19 protein-coding genes and 1 tRNA gene are annotated in these 25,625 nt (G+C 71.0%); 12 read left to right on the top strand and 8 right to left on the bottom strand.

Going from position 1 to position 25,625, the window contains the following annotated elements:
- The first annotated feature begins 91 nt into the window (after positions 1–91).
- From ACFXOZ_RS34070 to ACFXOZ_RS34055, 4 genes are read left to right on the top strand one after another with little or no spacing between them, the layout of a single operon-like run.
- The gene (locus ACFXOZ_RS34070) at positions 92–1,021 is read left to right on the top strand and encodes a branched-chain amino acid ABC transporter permease (RefSeq protein ID WP_375893396.1); all 930 of its coding nucleotides are present in this window, start codon (positions 92–94) and stop codon (positions 1,019–1,021) included.
- A 5-nt stretch (positions 1,022–1,026) separates the two neighbouring features.
- Positions 1,027–2,958, top strand: coding sequence for a branched-chain amino acid ABC transporter permease (locus ACFXOZ_RS34065; protein WP_380593768.1), 1,932 nt, complete (start codon positions 1,027–1,029; stop codon positions 2,956–2,958).
- Positions 2,959–2,966: 8 nt separating this feature from the next.
- On the top strand, positions 2,967–3,785 hold the full coding sequence (locus ACFXOZ_RS34060; protein ID WP_375893394.1) for an ABC transporter ATP-binding protein: 819 nt from the start codon (positions 2,967–2,969) through the stop codon (positions 3,783–3,785).
- Positions 3,782–4,498, top strand: a complete 717-nt coding sequence (locus ACFXOZ_RS34055) for an ABC transporter ATP-binding protein (protein ID WP_380593763.1) — start codon at positions 3,782–3,784, stop codon at positions 4,496–4,498. The genes ACFXOZ_RS34060 and ACFXOZ_RS34055 overlap by 4 nt, the downstream gene beginning before the upstream one ends.
- A gap of 56 nt (positions 4,499–4,554) precedes the next feature.
- Here the strand turns inward: ACFXOZ_RS34055 and ACFXOZ_RS34050 are convergent, their stop codons facing one another.
- Positions 4,555–5,172: an ANTAR domain-containing response regulator gene (locus tag ACFXOZ_RS34050; RefSeq protein ID WP_375893448.1), complete on the bottom strand. Its 618-nt coding sequence runs from the start codon at positions 5,170–5,172 to the stop codon at positions 4,555–4,557.
- A 136-nt stretch (positions 5,173–5,308) separates the two neighbouring features.
- Here ACFXOZ_RS34050 and ACFXOZ_RS34045 point away from each other — a divergent pair.
- Positions 5,309–5,391, top strand: a tRNA-Leu gene (locus tag ACFXOZ_RS34045).
- Between the two features lie 99 nt (positions 5,392–5,490).
- On the opposite strand, the gene ACFXOZ_RS34040 is transcribed toward ACFXOZ_RS34045, so the two are convergent.
- The 3 genes from ACFXOZ_RS34040 to pyk form a co-directional block, all read right to left on the bottom strand.
- A complete protein-coding gene (locus ACFXOZ_RS34040) occupies positions 5,491–5,790 on the bottom strand; it encodes a multiprotein-bridging factor 1 family protein (protein ID WP_375893392.1) in 300 nt (99 codons plus the stop codon).
- Positions 5,787–6,146, bottom strand: a complete 360-nt coding sequence (locus ACFXOZ_RS34035) for a type II toxin-antitoxin system RelE/ParE family toxin (RefSeq protein ID WP_380593761.1) — start codon at positions 6,144–6,146, stop codon at positions 5,787–5,789. The genes ACFXOZ_RS34040 and ACFXOZ_RS34035 overlap by 4 nt, the downstream gene beginning before the upstream one ends.
- A 110-nt stretch (positions 6,147–6,256) precedes the next feature.
- Positions 6,257–7,687 (bottom strand): pyruvate kinase, encoded by a 1,431-nt coding sequence (pyk, locus tag ACFXOZ_RS34030; protein WP_375893388.1) that lies wholly within the window; start codon positions 7,685–7,687, stop codon positions 6,257–6,259.
- A 284-nt stretch (positions 7,688–7,971) separates the two neighbouring features.
- Between pyk and ACFXOZ_RS34025 the strand changes: the two genes are divergently transcribed.
- From ACFXOZ_RS34025 to ACFXOZ_RS33995, 7 genes are all read left to right on the top strand, one after another.
- The gene (locus ACFXOZ_RS34025) at positions 7,972–9,075 is read left to right on the top strand and encodes a hypothetical protein (protein ID WP_380527032.1); all 1,104 of its coding nucleotides are present in this window, start codon (positions 7,972–7,974) and stop codon (positions 9,073–9,075) included.
- Complete coding sequence (locus ACFXOZ_RS34020) at positions 9,072–10,733, top strand: VWA domain-containing protein (protein ID WP_380593759.1); 1,662 nt, start codon at positions 9,072–9,074, stop codon at positions 10,731–10,733. Before ACFXOZ_RS34025 ends, ACFXOZ_RS34020 begins: the two co-directional genes overlap by 4 nt.
- The gene (locus ACFXOZ_RS34015; RefSeq protein WP_380527028.1) at positions 10,720–11,241 is read left to right on the top strand and encodes a hypothetical protein; all 522 of its coding nucleotides are present in this window, start codon (positions 10,720–10,722) and stop codon (positions 11,239–11,241) included. The genes ACFXOZ_RS34020 and ACFXOZ_RS34015 overlap by 14 nt, the downstream gene beginning before the upstream one ends.
- A gap of 322 nt (positions 11,242–11,563) precedes the next feature.
- A complete protein-coding gene (locus tag ACFXOZ_RS34010) occupies positions 11,564–13,399 on the top strand; it encodes a bifunctional metallophosphatase/5'-nucleotidase (RefSeq protein WP_380593757.1) in 1,836 nt (611 codons plus the stop codon).
- A gap of 77 nt (positions 13,400–13,476) precedes the next feature.
- Complete coding sequence (locus tag ACFXOZ_RS34005) at positions 13,477–14,037, top strand: Uma2 family endonuclease (protein WP_380593755.1); 561 nt, start codon at positions 13,477–13,479, stop codon at positions 14,035–14,037.
- A gap of 139 nt (positions 14,038–14,176) precedes the next feature.
- Entirely contained in the window at positions 14,177–15,103 is a 927-nt protein-coding gene (locus ACFXOZ_RS34000) for an NADP-dependent oxidoreductase (RefSeq protein WP_380527024.1), read from the top strand.
- A gap of 32 nt (positions 15,104–15,135) precedes the next feature.
- Positions 15,136–16,071, top strand: a complete 936-nt coding sequence (locus ACFXOZ_RS33995) for an AraC family transcriptional regulator (protein WP_375893374.1) — start codon at positions 15,136–15,138, stop codon at positions 16,069–16,071.
- Between the two features lie 73 nt (positions 16,072–16,144).
- On the opposite strand, the gene ACFXOZ_RS33990 is transcribed toward ACFXOZ_RS33995, so the two are convergent.
- The 4 genes from ACFXOZ_RS33990 to gltB form a co-directional block, all read right to left on the bottom strand.
- Positions 16,145–17,602, bottom strand: a complete 1,458-nt coding sequence (locus tag ACFXOZ_RS33990; RefSeq protein ID WP_375893446.1) for an aldehyde dehydrogenase family protein — start codon at positions 17,600–17,602, stop codon at positions 16,145–16,147.
- 48 nt (positions 17,603–17,650) lie between these two features.
- Positions 17,651–18,517: a helix-turn-helix domain-containing protein gene (locus tag ACFXOZ_RS33985; RefSeq protein ID WP_375893372.1), complete on the bottom strand. Its 867-nt coding sequence runs from the start codon at positions 18,515–18,517 to the stop codon at positions 17,651–17,653.
- Between the two features lie 534 nt (positions 18,518–19,051).
- Positions 19,052–20,512: a glutamate synthase subunit beta gene (locus ACFXOZ_RS33980; protein ID WP_375893370.1), complete on the bottom strand. Its 1,461-nt coding sequence runs from the start codon at positions 20,510–20,512 to the stop codon at positions 19,052–19,054.
- The gene (gltB, locus tag ACFXOZ_RS33975; RefSeq protein WP_375893444.1) at positions 20,505–25,091 is read right to left on the bottom strand and encodes a glutamate synthase large subunit; all 4,587 of its coding nucleotides are present in this window, start codon (positions 25,089–25,091) and stop codon (positions 20,505–20,507) included. The genes ACFXOZ_RS33980 and gltB overlap by 8 nt, the downstream gene beginning before the upstream one ends.
- Between the last annotated feature and the right edge of the window lie 534 nt (positions 25,092–25,625).

The raw sequence follows: 25,625 nt of genomic DNA, 5'->3' as shown, positions 1-25,625 counted from the left end.
CGGGGGGGGGGGCCCCCCCGCGCCCCCCCCCCCCCGCCCCCACATCCACCACCCACGCGGACACCCCCGAACGCACTACGGAGGCCCAGCGGTGCACGACCTACCGCAGCAGCTGGCCAACGGCCTGATCCTCGGCGCCCTCTACGGACTCGTCGCGATCGGCTACACGATGGTCTACGGCATCGTCCAGCTCATCAACTTCGCCCACGGCGAGATCGTCATGGTCGGCGGCTTCGGCGCCCTGACCGCCTACCTCGCCCTCCCCGGCGGCACCACCCTGTGGCTGGCCCTACCCCTCATGCTGATCGCCGGCATCCTGGTCTCCACCCTCACCGCCGTCGCCGCCGAGCGCTTCGCCTACCGGCCGCTGCGCAACGCCCCCCGCCTCGCCCCCCTGATCACCGCGATCGGGCTGTCCATCTTCCTCCAGCAGCTCGTCTTCTCCTTCTACCCGGACGCCAAGAAGGCCAGGGTCTTCCCCAAGCTCCCCGGCGACCCGTTCAGCCTCGGCTCCGTCACCATCCAGCGCAGCGACATCTTCCTGATCATCGCCGCCCCGCTGTGCATGCTCGCCCTCGGCTGGTTCGTCACCCGCACCCGCTCCGGCCGCGCCATGCAGGCCACCAGCCAGGACCCCGACACCGCCAAGCTGATGGGCATCGACACCGACCGCATCATCGTCATGGCCTTCGCCATCGGCGCCGCGTTCGCCGCCGTCGCCGCCGTCGCCTACGGACTGCGCAGCGGCCAGGTCGACTTCCGGATGGGCTTCATCCTCGGCCTCAAGGCCTTCACCGCCGCCGTCCTCGGCGGCATCGGCAACATCTACGGCGCCATGCTCGGCGGCCTCGCCCTCGGCCTCGCCGAAGCCCTCGCCACCGGCTACATCCAGCACCTGCCCGGCATGCACCTCTTCGGAGGCGGCGCCTGGAAGGACGTCTGGGCCTTCGTACTCCTCATCCTCGTACTCCTCGTCCGGCCACAGGGCCTGCTCGGCGAGCGCGTCTCGGACAGGGCGTGACCACCATGACCACCACCAGCACCGAGACCACCCCGGTCATCCCCCTGCCCGCCACCGCCGCCACCGCCCTCACCGGCCTCGGCGCCCTGCTCACCGCCGCCTCCGCCGCCATGTCCTGGACCTGGACCAGCGACTTCCCCGGCGACCTCACCTACTACGGCTCCCCCGCCGGGCTCCAGTGGCTCGCCGTCGTCGCCGGCGTCCTCACCCTCGTCCTGCTGCTCGCCGGCCAGGGCGTCCCCGGCCTGCGCTGGGCCGCCCCCAGCCGCAGCAACAACGCCGTCCTGTACGCCGCCACCGGCGCCCTCGCCGTCGCCGCCTACTCCGTCACCGCCATCTCCGTCGAACTCGGCGGCCTCGCCAACCTCGAACCCGGCGGCTGGGTCCTCGCCGCCGGCGGCCTGCTCGGCATCACCGGCGCCCTCGGCCTCCCCCTCGACCGGCGCACCGCCGTCCCGCTGCGCATCCTCGACAAGCGGCTCTTCCTGCTCGTCCCCGTCGCGCCCGTCGGCTGGTTCGCCGCCCACGCCATCCCCGACGACCAGCCCGTCGCCCCGGTCATGACCGCCCTCGCCGGCGCCCTCGCCATCGCCGCCGGCGTCGTCCTGCTGCTCCAGCTCGGCCACCTCGCCAACAGCCGGATCCGCCTCGGCACCGTCGAGCGCCCGCTCCCCCCGGCCCGCCAACTCCCCTCCTGGGTCGAGGTCCTGCTCATCGTCCTGGCCTTCGGACTCGGCCTGTACGCGATCACCTTCGGCATCGACACCGAGTACGGCGAACTCTTCATCTGCTACCTGCTGCTCGCCGCCCCCTCGATCGCCGCCCTCGCCAAGTCCGGACTGCTCGGCCGGCTGCGCGCCCTGACCGTCAAGTACCGCCCGGTCACCACCGGCGCCGCCTTCGCCGCCGCCGCCAGCTTCCCCTTCACCCAGAGCAGCGACCAGTACACCTCGGTCGCCACCAACATCCTGATCTTCGCCACCGTCGCCCTCGGCCTCAACATCGTCGTCGGCCTGGCCGGCCTGCTCGACCTCGGGTACGTCGCCTTCCTCGGCGTCGGCGCCTACGCCGCCGCCCTGGTCTCCGGCTCCCCCGCCTCGCCCATCCACGTCCAGTTCCCGTTCTGGGCCGCGATGCTCACCGGCGCCGCCGTCTCCATGGTCTTCGGCGTCCTGATCGGCGCCCCCACCCTGCGGCTGCGCGGCGACTACCTCGCCATCGTCACCCTCGGCTTCGGCGAGATCTTCCGCATCACCATGCTCAACCTCAACGGCACCACCGGCCCCAAGATCACCAACGGCTCCAACGGCATCCCCCGCATCCCCGACCTGGAGATCTTCGGCTTCGACCTCGGCAAGCCGCACACCGTCGCCGGCATCGAACTCGGCCGCTTCTCCAACTACTACCTGCTGATGCTGCTGGTCACCGCCGTCGTCGTACTGATCTTCGCCCGCGTCGGCAACTCCCGCATCGGCCGCGCCTGGGTCGCCATCCGCGAGGACGAGACCGCCGCCGAGGCCATGGGCATCAACGGCTTCCGCCTCAAGCTCCTCGCCTTCGCCCTCGGCGCCTGCCTCGCCGGCCTGGCCGGCACCGTCCAGGCCCACGTCAGCTACACCGTCACCCCCGACCAGTACACCTTCGCCGAGGCCCTCCCGCCCAACTCCGCCTTCCTGCTCGCCGCCGTCATCCTCGGCGGCATGGGCACCATCAGCGGCCCCCTGGCCGGCGCCACCCTCCTCTTCCTCATCCCCAAGAAGCTGGAATTCCTCTCCGACTACCAGCTCCTCGCCTTCGGCGCCGCCCTCATCGTCCTGATGCGCGTGCGCCCCGAAGGACTCATCCCCAACCGGCGCCGCCAACTCGAGTTCCACGAAGCCGCCATCCCGGCCCAGCCCACCGGCGAACCGGGCGCACTCACCAAGGCAGGGGCGTGACGCGCCAGATGACCACCACCGCAACGCCACCGACCGCAACCCCCCTGCTCGACGTCACCGGCGTCACCATGCGCTTCGGCGGCCTCACCGCCGTCAACGACGTCTCCCTCACCGTCGGCGAGGGCGAGATCATCGGCCTCATCGGCCCCAACGGCGCCGGCAAGACCACCTTCTTCAACTGCCTCACCGGCCTCTACGTCCCCACCGAGGGCACCGTCCGCTACCGCGGCACCCAACTGCCCCCCAAGCCCCACCTCGTCACCCAGGCCGGCATCGCCCGCACCTTCCAGAACATCCGGCTCTTCGCCAACATGACCGTCCTGGAGAACGTCCTCGTCGGCCGGCACAGCCGCACCAAGGAAGGCATCTTCGCCGCCATCCTCCGCGGCCCCCGCTACCACCGCGCCGAGGCCGAGAGCCGCGAGAAGGCCATGGAACTCCTCGCCTTCACCGGCCTCGCCGAGAAGGCCGACCACCTCGCCCGCAACCTCCCCTACGGCGAACAGCGCAAGCTGGAGATCGCCCGCGCCCTCGCCTCCGACCCCGGCCTGCTGCTCCTCGACGAACCCACCGCGGGCATGAACCCGCAGGAGACCCGCGCCGCCGAGGAACTCGTCTTCGCCATCCGCGACCGCGGCATCTCCATCCTCGTCATCGAGCACGACATGCGGTTCATCTTCAACCTCTGCGACCGCACCGCCGTCCTCGTCCAGGGCCAGAAGATCGTCGAAGGCGACCGCGAGACCGTCCAGAACGACGAACGCGTCATCACCGCCTACCTCGGCGCCCCGCTCGAAACCCCCGCAACACCGGAGGACCCCAAGTGACCGCACTCCTCGAGGTCGAGGACCTCCGCGTCGCCTACGGCAAGATCGAAGCCGTCAAGGGCATCAGCTTCACCGTCGAACAGGGCGAGGTCACCACCCTCATCGGCACCAACGGCGCCGGCAAGACCACCACCCTGCGCACCCTCTCCGGCCTCCTCAAGCCCACCTCCGGCCGGATCACCTTCGACGGCCAGGACCTCAGCACCGTCCCCGCCCACAAGATCGTCGCCCTCGGCCTCGCCCACTCCCCCGAGGGCCGGCACATCTTCCCCCGCATGACCATCGAGGAGAACCTCCTCCTCGGCGCCTTCCTGCGCACCGACACCGCCGGCATCCAGGCCGACGTGGAACGGGCCTACACCCTCTTCCCGATCCTCGGCGAACGCCGCAAGCAGGCCGCCGGCACGCTGTCCGGCGGCGAGCAGCAGATGCTCGCCATGGGCCGGGCCCTGATGTCCCAGCCCAAGCTGCTCATGCTGGACGAGCCCTCGATGGGCCTCTCCCCGCTGATGATGCAGAAGATCATGTCCACCATCGTCGAGCTCAAGGCCAGCAGCACGACCATCCTCCTGGTCGAACAGAACGCCCAGGCCGCCCTGTCGCTCTCCGACCGCGGCTACGTCATGGAGACCGGCCGCATCGTCCTCTCCGGGACGGGCGCCGACCTCCTCCACGACGAGTCCGTCCGCAAGGCCTACCTCGGCGAGGACTGACCCCGCACACGCGAAGGGCCCGGCGGATCCGATCCGCCGGGCCCTTCCACACTCCGCTACTCCGGCTTGTCGGCCTCGTCGGCCTTCTTGCGGTCCTGGGCCTCGCCCTCCTCGATGACCGCCTCGGCCACCGCCGCCATCGTCATCCGCCGGTCCATCGAGGTCTTCTGGATCCACCGGAACGCGGCCGGCTCGTTCAGCCCGAACTTCGTCTGCAGCACACCCTTGGCGCGGTCCACCAGCTTCCGGGTCTCCAGCCGCTGGGTGAGATCCCCGATCTCCTTCTCCAGCTCCCGCATCTCGGTGTACCGCGACACCGCCATCTCGATCGCCGGCACCAGGTCCGACTTCGAGAACGGCTTCACGATGTACGCCATCGCCCCGGCGTCCCGCGCCCGGTCCACCAGCTCCCGCTGCGAGAACGCCGTCAGCATCAGCACCGGCGCCAGGTGCTGCTCGTGGATCTGCTCGGCGGCCGACAGCCCGTCCAGGATCGGCATCTTCACGTCGAAGATCGCCAGATCCGGCTTGAGCTCCTGCACCAGCCGCACCGCCGTCTCCCCGTCCCCGGCCTCACCGACGACGGTGTACCCCTCCTCTTCGAGCATCTCCTTGAGGTCGAGACGGATCAGCGCCTCGTCCTCGGCGATCACGATCCGGGTGATCTGGGGCATATCGGTCTCAAGCGGCTGTGCCTGCTCGTCGGCGGTGCTCACGGGGCTCCTAGTTCCGGCGGGGTCCTGCGGTAATTGAGGGTACCTAGCAGCGGCCAACCGCACACAGCCGGTATGCTCTGTCGGGACTGACCCCGCCGGGTTGGTGGAACGGCATACACGGATGTCTCAAACACATCTGCCCGAAAGGGCTTGCGGGTTCGAATCCCGCACCCGGCACACTTCGCAATAGACCGCTTTATAGGCTGCTTTCCACCGTTCCCGGTGTCCTGTCCCGGGGTTCCCCACTGCCTTGCCTTTGCTATTTCACCGCGCGTCTCAGCTCGCCCGGTCCAGCGGCTCCAGCTCGACCGTGAGCCTCATGCCGAGCGCCTCGGCGAACCGCTCCAGAACCACGATCGTGGGCATCGTTGCTCCGGCCTCGAACCGCGCCACCGCCGGCTGCTGCATGCCGATCGCCGCGGCCAGCTGTGCCTGGGTCATGCCGAGGGCCTCCCGGCGCAGCCTGACCTTCTCCCCGAGCTCGAACCGGATCCGCGCGGCCTCGTACGCCGCGCCGGCGCCGGGACGGTTCAGAATCTCCTCACGCATGGCGCGCCAGGACGTGCGCTCGCTCATCTCGCCCACTCCTCGTCCTCGTCAACGGTGTGCTGCTCGGCCACGCAACGGCGCAACGCCCGTCTCGCGCGGTCGACCTCGCCGGCCTCCCGCATCCGGGTCTTGCGGAACACCGTCAGCAGGATGATCCTCCTGCCCGACGCGATCCAGTAGGTGATCCGCAGGTCCGATTCGTTCAGGTGGAAGCGCAGTTCCCGGAGTTTGCCGTCGAGTTGCCGACTGTGCGGCTCGCTCAGCAAGGGCCCGCGGACGGCGAGCAGTTCGACGTAGAAGGCGACCGTCTCCTGATCGTCCTGGCTCAGTGCGCGGATCCAGTCCCGAACCTCCGGTTCGAGTTCCACCTCTCCCCAAGTCATAACACGGATGTTATGGAGACGCCAGCACGCTCTCACGCGGATCCGACGGCCCACGGGCGGCATCCCTCCCAACGGGGGACGCCGCCCACGCGCAACCGTTCGAGTACCGCTCAGTCGTCCAGGGTCCCCACGTGGTGGACGCGGACGAGGTTGGTGGAGCCGGCCAGGCCGGGCGGGGAGCCGGCGGTGATGACGACGATGTCGCCCTTCTGGCAGCGGCCGAGGGAGAGCAGCGCCGCGTCGACCTGTTCGACCATCTGGTCGGTGGTCGGGGCGAAGGGGCCGAGGAAGGTCTCCACGCCCCAGGTGAGGGCTAGTTGGCTGCGGACGGCCGGTTCGTAGGTGAAGGCGAGCACCGGGATGGGAGAGCGGTAGCGGGTGAGCCGCCGGGCGGTGTCGCCGGACTGGGTGAAGGCGATCAGGTACTTGGCGTGCAGGAAGTCGCCGATCTCGGCGGCCGCGCGGGCGACGGCGCCGCCCTGGGTCCGCGGCTTGCTGCCGGTGGTCAGCGGGGGCAGGCCCGCGGCCAGGATGTCGTTCTCGGCGGCTTCGATGATCCGGCCCATGGTCTTGACGGTCTCGACCGGGAACTTGCCGACGGAGGTCTCGCCGCTGAGCATCACCGCGTCGGTGCCGTCCAGCACCGCGTTGGCGACGTCGGAGGCCTCGGCGCGGGTGGGCCGGGAGGCGTTGATCATCGAGTCGAGCATCTGGGTCGCCACGATGACGGGCTTGGCGTTGCGCCTGGCCAGTTTGACGGCGCGCTTCTGGACCAGCGGGACCTGTTCGAGGGGCATCTCCACGCCCAGGTCCCCGCGGGCCACCATGATGCCGTCGAAGGCGTCCACGATGGAGTCGAGGTTCTCGACCGCCTGCGGCTTCTCGATCTTGGCGATGACCGGGACGTGGCGTCCCTCCTCGGCCATCACTCGGTGCACGTCCTCGATGTCGCGCCCGCTGCGGACGAAGGAGAGCGCGATCAGGTCGGCGCCGGTGCGCAGCGCCCACCGCAGGTCGGCGACGTCCTTGTCGCTGAGTGCGGGGACGGAGACGGCGACGCCGGGGAGGTTGAGGCCCTTGTGGTCGGAGACGAGTCCGCCTTCGATGACGAGGCACCGCACCCGCGGTCCGTCGACGGCGACGACCTCCAGGGTGACGCGGCCGTCGTCGACGAGGATGCGTTCGCCGCGGCTGACGTCGCCGGCGAGGCCGGCGTAGGTGGTGCCGCAGATGTCCTTGTCCCCCACGACGCCGTTGTCGGTGGAGATGGTGAACTCGTCGCCGCGTTCGAGGAGTACGGGCCCGTGGGCGAAGGTGTCGAGTCGGATCTTCGGGCCTTGGAGGTCGGCGAGGACGCCGACGCTCCGGCCGGTCTCGTCGGCGGCCTTGCGGACCCGACGGTAGCGTTCCTCGTGCTCGGCGTGGGTGCCGTGGCTGAGGTTGAATCGGGCGATGTCCATTCCGGCGTCGACCAGGGTCTTGATCTGGTCGTACGAGTCGGTGGCCGGCCCGAGGGTGCAGACGATTTTTGCTCGGCGCATACTGCTGAGGGTAGGCATTACCGGTGCGTAACCTCGACGCGGGTCCGGATTGCGGGATGACCTTTGCCGTAAGGCGAGTTGAACAATCTGACACATCCTCGGACCGGTGTGCGAGGGCCGTCCCCGGGCGTCTCCCGGGTGCCCCGGCCGATGCGATTCCGTGAAACGGTGTTCACCCCCGGTTCACCGCACCTTCCGTCCGCGCTCCCCGCCCGGCGGGACGCTCGTCACCCCCGGGTGTCGCACCCGGGGGTGTTGCGGCGATGAGGGGGGAGGCGCGCGCGATGAGACGACGCGCTCTGGGGGTGATCGCGGCCCTGGCCCTGTTGGGCGGGGTGACGTACGCGCTGGTCCCGGACGGCGGGGGGGCCGATCCGGTGAGGACGGTCGCGGTCACCGGGCTGATCGGTTCGGAGAAGCGGGCGTTCTTCGAAAGCCCGGAGGTGAAGGCCGAGTTGGCGAAGCAGGGCGTGGAGGTGCACGCCGATTCGACCGGTTCCTGGACGATGAGCGAGCAGGCGCGGAGCGCGTCCGGGCTGGACTTCGCCTTTCCGGCGAGCACGGCTCCGGCCCGCGAGATCCAGCGCAACTGGGGGTTGCAGGACTCTCCGCTGGTGCCGTTCTACTCGCCGTTGGTGGTGGTGGCGCACGCGCCGGTCGCGCAGATCCTGCGGGACAGCAACCTGGCGGCGCTGGACGATGCGAGCGGCGTCTGGACGTTCAGGATGGACGAGTACGTCAACGCCCTCAAGAAGGGCAGCAAGTGGCAGGACCTGCCGGGCGCGAAGGGCCACGCGGAGTTGTCGGGCCCGATCTTCGTCACCACCACCGATCCGGAGAGCTCGTCCTCGGGCGCGCTCTACGTCGCGCTGCTGTCGTACGTCCTGAACGGCAACCTGGTGGTCTCCGACGACCAGGGCGTGGAGGCGGCCCGGCCGGTGCTGTACCAGGCGACGGCGTTGCAGGGCGGCCAGAAGAGCAGCAGTGACGAGCCGTTCCGGGACTTCCTGGCGGGGGTCGGCAATCCGCTGATCTTCGGCTACGAGTCGCAGGTCGCCGCGATGGCGGTGCAGGGCCAGCCGACCGGGGACATGGTGGTGATGTACCCGGACACCACGGCGTACTCGGACCACACGATCATCGCCCGCACCGAGAACGGCCGGAAGCTGGCCGGGCTGCTGCAGAACGACCCGGCGCTGATCGCCCTGGAGATCAGGTTCGGCTTCCGTCCGCAGGCCGGCCACGACGCGTTCGCCGACCGGGTGAAGGGCGTCAAGCAGCCGGTCCTCGCCCAGGACCTGAACGCGGCGAAGGTGAAGCAGGCGACCGTCCCGTCGTTGGACAACCTGACCAAGCTGACCAAGGCGGCGAAGGGGAGCCCGAAGTGAACCTCCGGACGAAGCGGCCCGCCCGGCTGGCCGGCGTGCTGGCGGCGGTGCTCGCCGCGCTGGCCGCCTGCACCTCCTCGCCGGCCCCGGGGCCGACGCCGCCCCCGGACCCGTCCGGCACGCTGGCCGGGACCGCGCGCCCCGGGGTGCTGCGGGTCCTGGCCGGCAGTGAACTCCAGGACCTGCAACCGGTCCTGGACGACGCCCGGAAGGCGACCGGGGTGACGGTCCAACTCGCGTTCGGCGGCACGCTGGACGGCGCGGACACCATCTCCGCCGGTCGGGCGGACGGCAAGTACGACGCGGTCTGGTTCCCGTCGAACCAGTACCTGCGGCTGGATCCGGCCGGCCGGTCCAAGGTGCTGTCGGAGACCCCGGTGATGGTCTCCCCGGTGGCCGTGGGGGTGCGGTCCTCGGTCCTCGCCGACCTGGGCTGGGGGGACGGTTCGAAGGTGACCTGGGCGCAGATCGGCGACGCGGCCGCGGCCGGGAAGCTGTCGTACGGGATGTCCGACCCGTCGCGCTCCAACTCCGGCTTCTCCGCGCTGGTCGCGGTGGCCTCGGCGTTCTCCGGCGCGGGCGCGGCGCTGACCGCGCCGGACGTGCAGAAGGCGACGCCGCAGTTGAAGCAGTTCTTCACCGGCCAGAAGCTGACCTCGGGTTCCTCGGGCTGGCTGGCGCAGGCCTACGCCAAGGCCGAGCCGGGCCGGGTCGGCGCCCTGGTGAACTACGAGTCGGTGCTGCTGTCGCTGAACCGGACCCTGCCGGCGGACCAGCGGCTGACGGTGGTGCGCCCGGTGGACGGCGTGGTGTCGGCGGACTACCCGCTGTCGCTGCTGTCCTCGGCGGGGCAGGGCGAGCGGGAGTCCTTCCAGCGGCTGGTCGGCTACCTGTTGAAGGAGGACGTGCAGAAGCGCATCTCGGAGCTGACGCTGCGCCGCCCGGTGACGGCGGGGGTGGCCCCGGCGGCGGGGCTGCCCGCCGACCGCCGCCGCGAGCTGCCGTTCCCGGGCACCCGGGAGGTGGCGGACGGCCTGCTGGCCTCGTACCAGAACGAACTGCGCCGCCCGTCCCGGACGGTGTACGTGCTGGACACCTCGGGTTCGATGGACGGCCAGCGGCTGGCCTCGCTCAAGGCGGCGCTGGGCCGGCTGACCGGCACGGACGACACCCGGGGGCTGCGCCGCTTCCGGGACCGCGAGGAGGTGACGCTGATCTCCTTCGCGTCCTCGGTGAAGTGGTCGAAGACCCATGTCGTCCCGGCTTCGGGGAGCCGGCCCGGTCCGGAGTCCGAGCTGGCGTCGATCAACGCCGACGTCCAGTCGCTGCGGGCCGAGGGCGGTACGGCGCTGTACGACTCGCTGGAGCAGGCGTACCGGGTGATCGAGACGCAGCAGAAGGCGGCGGGGGACGACCGGTTCACCTCGATCGTGCTGATGACGGACGGGGAGAGCAACGAGGGCGCGACGGACGGGGACTTCAAGCGCTTCCACGACGGGCTGCCGTCGACGGAGAAGTCGATCCCGGTGTTCCCGATCAAGTTCGGGGAGGCGGCGGTGAGCCAGTTGCAGGGGATCGCGGACGTGAGCGGGGGCAAGCTGTTCGACGGCGGGGGTTCGCTGGACGGGGTGTTCGAGGAGATCCGTGGCTACCAGTAACCGCGCCGGGATGGGCCGGCTGCTGCTGGGCTACCTGGAGTCGACCAGGAACCTGGCCGGCTGCGGGGGCGGGGCGGTCGGGCTGGGGCTGCACTTCGCGGGCCTGGGCGGGTCGTGGTGGCCGGGGGTGGTGGCGGGGCTGTACGGGGTGGGCGCGCTGCTGGCGCCCGGCCGGACGGCGCGGCCCGAACCGCCGGAACCGCCTGAGCCGCCGGAGCCGCCCACCCCGCCGCGGCCCGTTCCGGTGCACACCGAGCTGGAGGTGCTGACCGGCTACCTGGCGAGCGTCCCGCTGCCGGCCTCGGCCGGGGTGGACACCCTGCTGGTGGCGCTGCGCGAGGCGGGGCCCGGTGCGGTGGTCGACCCGATCGTCCGGCACCGGCTGCCGGTCGCGGTGGACGGTTACCTGCGGGCCCGGGCCTGGCTGCCGTGGGCGGAGCCGGACGCGCCGGACCCGGCGGCGGAGCTGGGCCGGGAGGTGAAGCAGCTCTCCGCCGAACTGGGCTGACCCTCCGACGGGCCGGCCCGGAGGCGGAGCAGCGAACCCCGGAGGCGGGGAAGGGGTGGCCGTCGGCAGGGAACGGGGTGGCCGGAATTCGACCGTCCCGCCCCGGTACCACCCCTTTCTCCGCCCATCCCGGTCACGAACGAGTCGCCAAGATCTCACCTGTTGGAAACGTCGGAGGGCTATCCAGCGGCCCGGCTCGCACGGCACACTTCTACGCGCGTCCTTCTACGCGCGTCACCGCTCTCGCGGACGCGCCACGCACCTCATCCGCACACCACTTGACGGCCCATCCGCCGTCGTTCCCCACTCGGGAGAGTCGTCCATGTCGCTGAACCGCCGTGACTTCGTCACCCGGTCCGCCGCCACCGCCGCCGGCGCCGCCCTGACCGGCGGAGCCGTCGTCGCCGCCGCCCCCGCCGCCGCGGCCGCCGAGCCGGACACGGCGGCCGCCAAGGGCAAGAAGAAGCAGCCCCGCCGCCAGGCCTTCACCGTCATGGGCACCACCGACCTGCACGGCCGGGTCCTCAACTGGGACTACTTCACCGACGCCGAGTACGTCGACCAGGCCCACAACGCGGTCGGCCTCGCCAAGATCTCCACCCTGGCCAACCAGGTCCGCGAGGAGAAGGGCTGGGACCGCTGCCTGCTCATCGACTCCGGTGACATCATCCAGGGCACCCAGCTGTCCTACTACTACGCCCGGGTCGAGCCGATCGCCACCGACGGCGACAACGTGCCGGACCACCCGATGGCCGTCGCCATGAACCTCATGGGCTACGACGCCGCCGCGCTCGGCAACCACGAGTTCAACTACGGCATCCCCACCGTGAAGGCCTTCGAGGACCAGCTGGAGTTCCCGCTGCTCGGCGCCAACGCCCTGCACGCGAAGAACGAGAAGCCGGCCTTCAAGCCGTACGTGATCAAGGAGGTGTGGCTGGACGAGGACACCCCGATCAAGGTCGGTATCCTCGGCCTCACCAACCCCGGCATCGCGATCTGGGACAAGGCCAACGTGGCCGGGCAGATGGTCTTCCCGGGCATCGTCGAGACCGCCGCCAAGTACGTGCCCCGGATGAAGGCCGCGGGCGCGGACGTCATCGTGGTCTCCGCCCACTCCGGCATCGACGAGCCGACCACCTACGGCGACCAGCTGCCCTGGCCCGAGGACGCCTCCGGCGAGATGGCCCAGACCGTCCCGGACATCGACGCGGTGCTGGTGGGCCACACCCACAAGGAGGTCGCCCAGCGTCTCCTCGTCAACAAGAAGACCGGCAAGACGGTCGTGCTCTCCGAGCCGCTGTGCTGGGGCCAGCGCCTGAGCTGCTTCGACTTCGAGGTCGAGTTCGTCGACGGCCACTGGAAGGTCGCCTCGGTCTCCTCCCGGGTGCTGAACTCCAACACCGTGCCGGAGAACCCGGAGATCAGCAACGCGATCCTCGAGCAGCACAGGAAGACCGTCGCGTACGTCAACCAGAACATCGGCACCAGCAAGATCGAACTGTCGATCGCCGAGGCCCGGTTCAAGGCCACCCCGATCATCGACCTGATCGGCAAGGTCCAGGCCGACGCCGTCAAGGCCGCGCTGGCGGGCGGGCAGTACGCCAACCTCCCGGTCCTGGCCCAGGCCGCCCCGTTCAACCGCACCGCGCTGATCCCGGCCGGCCAGGTCAAGCTGCGCGACGCGGCCGGCCTGTACATCTACGAGAACACCCTGGAGGCCCGCGTCCTGACGGGCGCCCAGCTCAAGGACTACCTGGAGTTCTCGGCCAAGTACTACTACCAGCTCGCCCCGGGCGCCCCGGTCGACAAGAACGCCATGACCGGCGCCGAGACCACCCCGGACTACAACTACGACTCGGTCTACGGCCTGAGCTACGACATCGACATCGCCCAGCCCAAGGGCAGCCGGATCGTCAACCTGTCCTACCAGGGCAAGCCGATCGACCCCACCGCCCAGTTCGTGTTCGCGGTCAACAACTACCGCGCCAACGGCGGCGGCAACTTCCCGCACGTCGCCACCGCCAAGGTGGTCTGGACGAACTCCGACGAGATCCGCAACACCATGATCGCCTGGGTCAAGGCCAAGGGCGTCATCGACCCCGCCGACTTCTTCACCAACTCCTGGCGCCTCGTCCGCGCCGGCCAGCCGGTGTTCTAGTCACGCCTCTCCCCACGAAGGCCGTCCGCCCCCGCGCGGACGGCCTTCGTGCCGTTCCCCGGTGGAAGAATGGAGCCATGAGCGAGTTCCAGATCCCCGACCGGCACGCCCGGCTGCTCGAGTACGCGCAGAGCCTGACTCCCCCGGCCGGATGGAAGATCGAGATCTCCGGCGACGAGATCATCATGATGGCCGGCCCGTCCGCGATCCATCAGCGCAATCTCCTGCTGATCCGCGAGCAGTTCGATGCGCACCGCCCGTCCGGCATGATGCCGAGCGAGAACTCGGACCTCGCATCCCCCAACGTGGGCAAGCTACGCAACCCGGACCTCACGTACATTCCCCTGGACTCGAGCGGTAACCAGATCCCTGCCGAACAGGCGCCCATCGCAGTCGAGATCGTCTCCCCGTCCAACCCGGAGAACGACATCGTCGGCAAGGTCCGGGACTACCCGTTGATGGGCATCCCGCTGTACCTCCTGATCGACCCGCGCGAGGGCGACATCACCCTCTACTCCGAGCCCTCCGACGGCGGCTACCACCAGCAGTGGAACGGCAAGTTCGGCGACCGCGTCCCCGTCCCTGCCCCCTTCGACTTCGAGCTCGCCACCGACGCCCTCGTCCGCTACCCCGTCTGATCCGCTCCTCCGGCGAGACGATCGGACATCCAGCGAAGACTTGGGGATATTCATCCGCTCGTCCGGTCTCCCTACCGTTGAACACATCGAGAACGGCCCCACGGGGGGCCGGTGGTGGACCGGACGAGGGTGAGTGGCGATGCGTGCGATCGTGCAGAAGGAGTTCGGCGGCCCGGAGGTCCTGCGGGTGGCCGAGGTGGAGCGTCCGACGCTGCGCAGCGGCGAGGTGCTGGTGCGGGTGAAGGCGGCCGGGGTGAACCCGGTGGACCTGGCGGTGCGCTCCGGGGCGCTCCCGCTGCTCGGCGAGCCGTCGTTCACGGTGGGCTGGGACGTCTCCGGGGTGGTCGAGGAGGCCGCCCCCGGCGCCCGCTACCGGGTCGGCGAGGAGGTGTACGGGATGCCGTTCTTCCCCCGGGCCGCCGGCGCGTACGCCGAGTACGTGGCCGCGCCGTCCCGCCAACTGGCCCGCAAGCCCGCCTCCCTGGACCACGCCGAGGCCGCCGCGCTGCCGCTGGCCGCGCTGACCGCCTGGCAGGGCCTGGTCGACCGGGCGGGGGTCGGCGAGGGCGACCGGGTGCTGGTGCACCGCGCGGCCGGCGGCGTCGGCCACCTCGCCGTGCAGATCGCCAAGGCCCGGGGCGCGTACGTGATCGCGCTGGCGAGCGAGCCCAAGCACGCCTTCCTGCGGGAGCTCGGCGCCGACGAGGTGATCGACTACCGGACCACCGACTACACCGAGGCCGTCTCCGACGTCGACGTCGTCCTCGACTCCTCCTCCGAGGGGACCCGCGCCCTGGCGGTGCTCAAGCCGGGCGGCACGCTGGTCAGCATCATGGAGCACTGGAACCTGGGGCTGGCCGCCGAGATCGAGGCCGCCGGGCGGACCTTCGCGGGCGTCTCCGTCGAGCCCGACTACGCCTCCCTGGAGGCGCTCGCCGCGCTGGTGGACGAGGGCCGGATCCGCCCGCACGTCGCCGCGTCGTTCCCGCTCGACGAGGCGGCCCGGGCGCACGAGCTGGTCGGCTCCGGTAGCGTCCGGGGCAAGGTCGTCCTGACCGTCGACTGAGGCGTGGCGACGAACAACACCGGGGGCGGGTCGTGGACATCCTGAGCGAGGCACTGGCGTCGATGCGCACGGCGCACCCCGCGTCCGTGCGCACCGAGGGCCGGGCGCCGTGGGCGCTGCGGCTGCCCCCGGTGGTGGGGGCGGGCTTCCACGTGGTGCTGTACGGCACCTGCTGGCTGGTCCCGGTGGATCCGGAGATCGGGGGCGCCCCGGTGCCGCTCAGCCCGGGGGACGTCGTGTTCCTGCGGGACGCCCGGGGCCACGTCCTGGCGGACAGCCCGGACACCCCGCCGGTGGACGCCCGGGCCTGCCGGGTGGAGGACGGCTCGCCGATCGGCACCGTGACGATCGGCGGGGACGGCGCCCGCACCAGCCTGCTGTGCGGCAACTACCACCTGGACCAGGCCCGGCCGCACCCGATGGTCCGCCAGCTGCCGGCCCTGATCCAGCTGCCGACCCGGCACGGCCGGCACCCCGAACTGGCGGCCGCCGTCCAGTTGTTGGGCGCCGAGCTGGAGAACCCGCGGATCGGCTCGGCCGGCATCGTCCCGGCGCTGATCGACTCGCTGCTGCTGTACATCCTGCGGGCCTGGTTCGAGGACCGCCCCGCCGCGGACTCCGCGGGCTGGGCGGCCGCGCTGCGGGACGCCGCGGTGGCGCCGGCCCTGGCGGCCATCCACGAGGCGCCGTCGACCCCGTGGACGGTGGAGTCCCTGGCGGAGCGGGCGGGCCTGTCCCGGGCCGCCTTCGCCCGCCGCTTCACCTCGCTGGTGGGCGAGCCCCCGATGGCGTACCTGACCCGCTGGCGGATGACCACCGCCGCCCGGCTGCTGCGCGAGTCGGAGGCGCCGCTGACGGCGGTGGCCGCGAGGACCGGGTACGGCTCGGAGTACGCCTTCGCGAAGGCGTTCAAGCGGGAGTTCGGCCTGGCCCCCGGCGGCTACCGCCGGGAGGCCAGGGCCGCGTGAGCGCCCGCACCTCCCGGAACGGGATCGCCTGGAACAGGAGCGCACGGAACGGGAACGCACGGAACGGGAGCGCCTAGAACGGGAACTGCGCCCGCCCGTGCTGCACCGAGATCCACTTCACCGTGGTGAAGGCGTCCACCGTGTACTCCCCGTTGAGCCGCCCGAGGCCGGAGTTCTTCTCCCCGCCGAAGGGCACCCCGGGCTCGTCCGCGATGGTCCCGCCGTTGACGTGGATCATGCCGGTCTCGATCCGCTGGGCGACCCGCACCCCGCGCTCGACGTCCGCGGTGTGCACCGCGCCGCTGAGCCCGAAGGGCGTGTGGTTGGCCAGCCGGACGGCCTCCTCCTCGCCGTCGAAGGGCACCAGCAGGACGACCGGGCCGAAGAGTTCGCGCTGCAGGATGGGCGCGTCCTCGGCCAGGCCGGTGAGCACGGTGGGCGCCATCAGGCTGCCGGCCGTGGCCCCGCGGAGCAGCGCGGTGGCGCCGCCGGCGACGGCCTGGTCGACCTGGGCGTTGATGGCGTCGGCCTGGACGGCGTTGATCAGCGGGCCGATGTGGGTGGCCGGGTCCCGGGGGTCGCCGACGGTCAGCGAGGCGATCTTGGCGACGAACTTCTCGGTGAACTCGGCGAGCACCCGCCGGTCCACCAGCACCCGGTTGGCGGCCATGCAGACCTGGCCCTGGTGGACGAAGCGGCTGAACACGGCGGCGTCCACGGCGTAGTCGACGTCGGCGTCGTCCAGGACGATCAGCGCGCTGTTGCCGCCGAGTTCCAGCACCGTCCGCTTGAAGTGCGCGGCGGCGACGGTGGCGACGTGCCGGCCGATCTGGTCGGAGCCGGTGAAGGAGATCACCTTGGGCACCGGGTGCTCCAGGAAGCTGTCGCCGATCTCCGCGATGTCGGTGATGACGACGTTGAGCAGGCCGGGCGGCAGGCCCGCGTCCTCGAAGAGCTTGGCGATCAGGCTGCCGCCGACGATCGGGGTCTCCTGGTGCGGCTTGAGCACCACGCCGTTGCCGAGGGCGAGCGCCGGACCGATCGCCTTGAGGCCGAGGAACAGCGGGAAGTTGAACGGGCTGATCACGCCGACCACGCCGACCGGCAGCCGGTAGAGGCGGTTCTCCTTGCCGGGGGCGGGCGAGGGCAGCAGCCGGCCCTCGGTGGCCACCGACAGGTGCAGGCACTCCCGCAGCACGTCCTTGACCAGGGAGAGTTCGAAGCCGGCCTTGAGCGCGGTGCCGCCGAGTTCGGCCATCACGGCCCGGACGATCTCGCCCTCGCGCTCCTCCAGCAGCCGCAGCGCCCGCTCGAAGACCAGGCGGCGCTGGTAGGGGTTGGTGGCGGCCCAGGTGCGCTGGGCGCGCTCGGCGGCGCGGTAGGCCCGGTCGACCTCGGCGACGGTGGCCACGGTGATGGTGGCCAGCTTGTCCCCGGTGTAGGGGTCGACGTCGACGATGTCCCAGGAGCCGCTGCCGCTGCACCATTCGCCGTCGATGTACTGCAGCGCCAACTCGGAGAAGTACGACATCTGATCCCTCTCGTGCCCGACCTGATGGGAGCTCATCGTACTGATGTGTCAAAGCTCTTGGCGTACGGAGAGCAGAAGATCGCGGGTCCGTTCGGGTCCGAGGCTCTCGGCGACCAGTCCGTCCATGGCCTGCCGGTACGAGGCGACCTCGGCGGGCTTGTCCACGTAGAGGGCGGTGGTGAACTGCTCCAGGTAGACGACGTCGGCGAGTTCGGCCTCGGCGAAGCCCAGCACGCTGAACGCACCGCTCTCGGCGCTCAGCGCGGCGCCGCCGAGCGGGCGCACCTGGAGGCGCACGTTGGGCAGTTCGGAGAGCTGGAGGAGGGTGTCGAGCTGGCCGCGCATCAGCTCGGGCCCGCCCCAGGGGCGGCGCAGCGCGGCCTCGTCGAGGACGGCGTACAGGTGCGGCGGGTGGTCGGCGGTGAGCAGGTCCTGGCGCTTGCGCCGCACCTCGACCCGGCGTTCGACCTCGTCGTCGCGGAGGCCGTGGCAGCCGGCGTGGACGACGGCGCGGGCGTAGTCGGCGGTCTGCAGCAGCCCGTGCACGAACTGGACCTCGTAGCTGCGGATCTCGGCGGCGGCCTCTTCCAGGCCGAGGTAGTTCTGGAACCAGGCGGGCAGCACGTCGCCGTAGTCGTGCCACCAGGAGGTGGCGTTGGCCTCCCGGACGAGGCCGAGGACGTTGGCCCGTTCCTGTTCGGCGTCGACGCCGTAGAGGGTGAGCAGGTCGGCGACGTCGCGTTCCTTGAAGCCGACCCGGCCGAGTTCCATCCGGCTGATCTTGGACTCGGAGGCACGGATCGAGTACCCGGCCTCCTCGCGGCTGACGCCTCTGGTCTCGCGGAGCTTGCGCAGCTGGCTGCCGAGCAGCAGGCGCCGTACGGTGGCGCCTCCGCCTGCCTGAGTCGTGCCCATCGAAGTCAACCTCCGCACTCGTGCAGCCCCCCGGCCGTCGGCCGCAGTCTGCCACCTGGCACTGACGAACAACAGCCCGTGCCGGGTCGCATTCCGGTCGCGGTGCGAAGCCTGGGAGAAAGCTGTGAGGCGACCGTCGGTGTACGCACGCGGGTGCGGGTGGGAGCGCAGGTGGGAGCCCTGGTAAGGGGTGGGTGAGAGCCCCGGCGGGGCGCGGGTGAGAGGAGCCTGGGAACGCGCTGCGGAACCCGCCGGGAAGCCCCGGCGACCCTCCGGGAACGCGCAAGGGAACGCCTTCGGGAACGCGTTCGGGAACGCCTTCGGGAACGCGTTCGGGGACGCGAAGAGGAACGCCTCCGGGAACGCGAAGGGAGCACCTTCGGGAACGCGACGGCGCCCGCCCTCCAACTGGTCGGGGAAGAGGGCAGGCGCCAGGAGACCGCGTTGGCCCGGCGACGCTGGCGGGGGCAGCGGGTTGAGCTCCCGGCGATGCGGCGCCGGGGGTTCGGGGTGGGCCGGTCGGACCGTCGGCCGTCAGACCACCAGGGGGCGGTCGGTGGGCCGGATCGGGGCGGGAAGCGGGGTCTTGCCGCCCAGGTGCTTGTCCACCGCGGCGGCGGCCGAACGGCCTTCCGCGATGGCCCAGACGATCAGTGACTGGCCACGGCCGGCGTCTCCGCAGACGTACACGCCATCGACATTGGTGGCGAACCGGCCGTCGCGGCCAATGTTACCGCGTGTGTCGAGGTCGACGCCGAGCTGCTCGACCAGGCCGTTCTTCACGTCCGTCCCGGTGAAGCCCATGGCCAGGGTGACCAGCTGGGCCGGCAGGGCCCGCTCGGTGCCGGGCACGGGCTCGAACCGGCCGTCCTTGAACTCGACCTCGACCAGGTGCAGTTCCTGGACGTTGCCGTCCTCGTCGCCGGTGAAGCGGGTGGTGTTGACGGAGTAGATCCGCTCGCCGCCCTCCTCGTGCGCGGAGGTGACCTTGTAGGTCATCGGCATGGTGGGCCAGGGCTGGTGGCCGGGCCGCTCCTCGCCGGGGCGCGGCATGATCTCCAGCTGGGTGACGGAGAGGGCGCCCTGGCGGTGGGCGGTGCCGACGCAGTCGGCGCCGGTGTCGCCGCCGCCGATGACGACCACGTGCTTGCCCTTGGCGCTGATCGGGGAGTCGACGAGGTCGCCCTCCTGGACCTTGTTGGCCAGCGGCAGGTACTCCATCGCCTGGTGGACGCCCTTGAGCTCGCGTCCGGGCACCGGCAGGTCGCGGGCGGTGGTGGCGCCGGCGGCGATCACCACGGCGTCGAAGCGCGACCGCAGGTCCTGCCCGGTGATGTCCTCGCCGACGTGCACGCCGGTGCGGAAGCGGGTGCCCTCGGCCCGCATCTGCTCGATGCGGCGGTTGATGTGGCGCTTCTCCATCTTGAACTCGGGGATGCCGTAGCGCAGCAGTCCGCCGATCCGGTCGGCGCGCTCGTACACCACCACGGTGTGCCCGGCCCGGGTGAGCTGCTGGGCGGCGGCCAGGCCGGCCGGGCCGGAGCCGACGACGGCGACGGTCTTGCCGGAGAGGCGCTCCGGGACCTGCGGGGTGACCCCGCCACGATCCCAGGCCTTGTCGATGATGGTGACCTCGACGTTCTTGATGGTCACCGCGTCCTGGTTGATGCCGAGCACGCACGCCGACTCGCAGGGCGCCGGGCACAGCCGCCCGGTGAACTCCGGGAAGTTGTTGGTGGCGTGCAGCCGCTCGATGGCGCCGGTGAAGTCCTCGCGGTAGGCGAGGTCGTTCCACTCGGGGATGAGGTTCCCGAGCGGGCAGCCGTTGTGGCAGAACGGGATGCCGCAGTCCATGCAGCGGCCGGCCTGCTTCGTGATGATCGGCAGGAGGCTGCGCTCGACGTAGACCTCGTTCCAGTCCTTGATCCGCACGTCGACCGGGCGGCGCTCCGCCAGCTGCTTGGGCGTGGTCAGGAAGCCCTTGGGGTCAGCCATGTGCCGCCTCCATCATCTTGCGAGTGGTCTCGGTCTCGGAGAGACCGTCGCGCTCGGCGGCGTCCTTGGCGGCGAGCACTGCCTTGTAGTCGGTCGGCATGATCGTGGAGAAGCGGGAGACCCCGCTGCCCCAGTCGGCCAGGAGCTCGGCGGCGACGGTGGAGCCGGTCTCCTCGTAGTGCTGCTGCACGGTCTCGCGCAGCCATTCGCGGTCGGCGGCGGTCGGGGCCTCGATGCCCACCATGCCGTCGTTGACGTTGGCGGGGCGCAGGTCCAGGACGTACGCGACACCGCCGGACATGCCGGCCGCGAGGTTGCGTCCGGTCTCGCCGAGGATGACGACCCGGCCGCCGGTCATGTACTCCAGGCCGTGGTCGCCGACGCCCTCGACGACGAGGGTGGCGCCGGAGTTGCGGACGGCGAAGCGCTCACCGGCCTTGCCGCGCAGGTGGATCCGGCCGGAGGTGGCGCCGTAGCCGATGGTGTTCCCGGCGATGACGTGGTTCTGGGCGTCGTTGCCGATGGCCGCGGCCTCGCGGGCCGGGCGGACGACGACCACGCCGCCCGAGAGCCCCTTGCCCACGTAGTCGTTGGCGTCGCCCTCCAGCCGCAGGGTGATCCCCTTCGGCACGAAGGCGCCGAAGGACTGTCCGGCGGAGCCGGTGAGGGTGACGTCGATGGTCCCCTCCGGCAGGCCCTCGCCGCGGTACCGCTTGGTCACCTGGTGGCCGAGCATGGTGCCGACGGTGCGGTTGACGTTGCGGACCGGCAGCTGGATCCGCACCGACTCGCCGCGCTCCAGGGCGTCCTCGGCCAGCGTGATCAGCTGGTTGTCCAGGGCCTTGTCCAGCGCGTGGTCCTGCTCGGTGGTGCGGTGCCGGGCGGCGCCCTCGGGCAGCTCGGGCACGTGGAAGAGCGGGGCCAGGTCGAGCCCGGCGGCCTTCCAGTGGTCCACGGCGGCCTGGGCGTTGATGTGCTCGGCGCGGCCGACGGCCTCCTCGATCGAGCGGAAGCCCAGCGAGGCCAGGATCTCCCGGACCTCCTCGGCGATGAACTCGAAGAAGTTGACCACGAATTCGGGCTTGCCGGAGAAGCGCTCGCGCAGCACCGGGTTCTGGGTGGCGACGCCGACCGGGCAGGTGTCCAGGTGGCAGACGCGCATCATGATGCAGCCGGAGACGACCAGCGGGGCGGTGGCGAAGCCGAACTCCTCGGCGCCGAGCAGCGCGGCGATGACCACGTCGCGGCCGGTCTTCAACTGGCCGTCGGTCTGGACGACGATGCGGTCGCGCAGCCCGTTCAGCAGCAGCGTCTGCTGGGTCTCGGCGAGGCCGAGCTCCCAGGGGCCGCCGGCGTGCTTGAGCGAGGTGAGCGGCGAGGCGCCGGTGCCGCCGTCGTGGCCGGAGACCAGCACCACGTCGGCGTGCGCCTTGGAGACGCCGGCCGCGACCGTTCCCACGCCGACCTCGGAGACCAGCTTCACGTGGATGCGGGCCGCCGGGTTGGCGTTCTTGAGGTCGTGGATCAGCTGGGCCAGGTCCTCGATCGAGTAGATGTCGTGGTGCGGCGGCGGCGAGATCAGGCCGACGCCCGGCGTGGAGTGCCGGGTCCTGGCGACCCACGGGTAGACCTTGTGGCCGGGCAGCTGGCCGCCCTCGCCGGGCTTGGCGCCCTGGGCCATCTTGATCTGGATGTCGTCGGCGTTGACCAGGTACTCGGAGGTGACGCCGAAGCGGCCGGAGGCGACCTGCTTGATCGCCGAGCGGCGCTCGGGGTCGTACAGGCGGTCCGGGTCCTCGCCGCCCTCGCCGGTGTTGGACTTGCCGCCGAGGCGGTTCATCGCGATGGCGAGGGTCTCGTGGGCCTCCAGCGAGATGGAGCCGTACGACATCGCGCCGGTGGAGAAGCGCTTGACGATCTCGGAGACCGGCTCGACCTCCTCCACCGGGATCGGCTCCCGGTCGAGGCCGTCCAGCTGGAACAGGCCGCGCAGCGTCATCAGCCGCTCGGACTGCTCGTTCACCCGGTCCGTGTACTGCTTGAAGATGTCGTAGCGGCGGTTGCGGGTGGAGTGCTGGAGCCGGAAGACGGTGTCCGGGTCGAACAGGTGGGGCTCGCCCTCGCGGCGCCACTGGTACTCGCCGCCGATGTCCAGCGCGCGGTGCGCGGCCGGGATGCCGGAGGCCGGGTACGCCTTGGCATGCCGGGCGGCGGTCTCCTTGGCGACCTCCTCCAGCCCGATGCCGCCGAGCTTGCTGGTGGTGCCGGCGAAGTAGGCGTCGACCAGGCCCTGGGAGAGGCCGATGGCCTCGAAGACCTGGGCGCCGCGGTAGGAGGCGACGGTGGAGATGCCCATCTTGGACATCACCTTGAGCACGCCCTTGCCGAGCGCCTTGATCAGGTTCTTGATCGCCTTCTCGGCCTCGACGCCCTGGATGAAGACGCCCTGCGCGACCAGGTCCTCGACCGACTCCATCGCCAGGTAGGGGTTGACGGCCCCGGCGCCGTAGCCGATCAGCAGCGCGACGTGGTGCACCTCGCGCACGTCACCGGCCTCGACCAGCAGCGACACCTGGGTGCGCTGCTTGGTGCGGATCAGGTGGTGGTGGATCGCGGAGGTAAGCAGCAGCGAGGGGATCGGGGCGTGCTCGGCGTCGGAGTGCCGGTCGGAGAGCACGATGATCCGGGCACCGTCGGCGATCGCGGCGTCGGCCTCGGCGGCGATCTCCGCCAGCCGCGCGGCCAGGCCCGCTCCCCCGCTGGCGACCTTGTACAGGCCGGACAGCGTGACGGCCTTCAGGCCGGGCTGGTCGCCGTCGGCGTTGACGTGGACCAGCTTGGCCAGCTCGTCGTTGTCGATCACCGGGAAGGTGATGCCGACGGAGCGGCAGGAGGCGGACTCGGCGACCAGCAGGTTGCCCTCGGGGCCGAGGTTGGACAGCAGCGAGGTGACGAGCTCCTCGCGGATGGCGTCCAGCGGCGGGTTGGTGACCTGAGCGAAGAGCTGCACGAAGTAGTCGAAGAGCAGCCGCGGCTTCTCGCTCAGGGCGGCGATCGGCGAGTCGGTGCCCATCGAGCCGAGCGCCTCGGCGCCGGTCCTGGCCATCGGCGCCAGGATGACGCGCAGCTCCTCCTCGGTGTAGCCGAAGGTCTGCTGGCGGCGGGTGACGGAGGCGTGGGTGTGGGCGATGTGCTCGCGCTCGGGCAGCTTGGCGAGCTGGATCTGCCCGGCGCCGACCCACTCCTGGTAGGGGTGCTCGGCGGCGAGGGCGGACTTGATCTCCTCGTCCTCGACGATCCGGCCCTGGACGGTGTCCACCAGGAACATCCGGCCGGGCTGGAGGCGGCCCTTCCGGGTGACCTTCTCCTGGTCGATGTCGAGCACGCCGACCTCGGAGGAGAGGACGACCAGGCCGTCCTCGGTGATCCAGTAGCGGGCCGGGCGCAGGCCGTTGCGGTCGAGCACGGCGCCGATCTGGGTGCCGTCGGTGAAGGTGACGCAGGCCGGGCCGTCCCAGGGCTCCATCAGGTTGGAGTGGTACTGGTAGAAGGCGCGGCGGGCCGGCTCCATGGTGGCGTGGTTCTCCCACGCCTCCGGGATCATCATCAGCACCGAGTGCGGCAGCGAGCGGCCGCCGAGGTGCAGCAGTTCCAGGACCTCGTCGAAGGACGCGGAGTCCGAGTGGTCCGGCGTGCAGATCGGGAAGATCCGCGACAGGTCCCCTGGGATCAGGTCCGTCGCGAGCTGCGACTCCCGGGCCCGCATCCAGTTGCGGTTGCCCTTCACCGTGTTGATCTCGCCGTTGTGCGCGACGAAGCGGTACGGGTGGGCGAGCGGCCAGCTCGGGAAGGTGTTGGTGGAGAACCGCGAGTGCACCAGGCCGATGGCGGACGCGTAGCCGCGGTCCGACAGGTCGGGGAAGAAGGGCTCCAGCTGGCCGGTGGTCAGCATGCCCTTGTAGACGATGGTGCGGGCGGACAGCGACGGGAAGTACACCCCGGCCTCGCGCTCGGCCCGCTTGCGGACGACGAAGGCGACGCGGTCCAGCTCGATCCCCGACCGGCCCTCCTGGGCCAAGAAGACCTGCCGGAAGCGCGGCATCACGCTGCGCGCGGTGGCGCCGAGCAGGTCCGGGGTGACCGGCACGTCGCGCCAGCCGAGGACGGTCAGGTCCTCCTCGGCCGCGATGGCCTCGATCCGCGCGACGGCGGCACCGGCGGCCTCGTCCTCGTCCGGGAGGAAGGCGATGCCCACCGCGTAGGAGCCGGCGGCCGGGAGCTCGAAGTCGACCTTGCCGCGCAGGAACGCGTCCGGGACCTGGGTCAGGATGCCCGCGCCGTCACCGGAGTCCGGCTCGGCGCCGGTGGCGCCGCGGTGCTCCAGGTTGCGCAGGACGTTCAGCGCCTGCTCGACGATGGTGTGGTCGGCGATGCCGGTCAGCGTGGCGACGAAACCGACGCCGCAGGCGTCGTGCTCGTTCCGCGGGTCGTACAGGCCCTGAGCAGCAGGTCGCGCATCCGGCACGAGCGCGTACGGCTGGCGGGCGGCGCCGGCCTGGGGCTCGTTGGCGGAGTGCATGGATGCAGACAGCATCGGCTCTCCCGTCGTCGTCTTTCGGCAAGTTGGTGCAAGTAGGGACGACGTTGGCCCTGATGCGGTGAATCGATGTCGTGCAAGTTACATGATGCCCAGGATCCCGAGAAGCGGAATATCCCGTCCATATGGCGGACGGACGCGCAGGTCAGGGGGCCGGAGAAGAGGACGTGCCACAGTGCACGTCCCGACGATTGTGCCCGGCCGCCCCCGGCCTGAAACAGGGGCGAAACCGGATCGCCACACGAGCCGATCTTGAACGCCTGGGAATCCATCCCGGGACCGGGCTCCCCGGATGGGAATCCGCGGCTCAGAGGCCCGGATGATGAGACGATGCCGGGCAGCGCGCGACGTCCATGTGTGAAACGTCACCCACTGCCCGGCATAGTCATGCAGCCCTGCCGCCGTGCACCACCGCGTCGGCCCTAGGGCCTGTCCGGCGGATCTTGCCAGGCGCGCGACGCCGGGCATCCCGCCTGGACGCACGCCCGAATCGCCCAAGTACGTCCAGTACGAGGC

The sequence above is a fragment of the Kitasatospora sp. NPDC059160 genome, assembly GCF_042755465.1.
Taxonomy (GTDB): Bacteria; Actinomycetota; Actinomycetes; order Streptomycetales; family Streptomycetaceae; genus Kitasatospora.
This window is presented reverse-complemented; position numbering and strand designations above follow the sequence as displayed.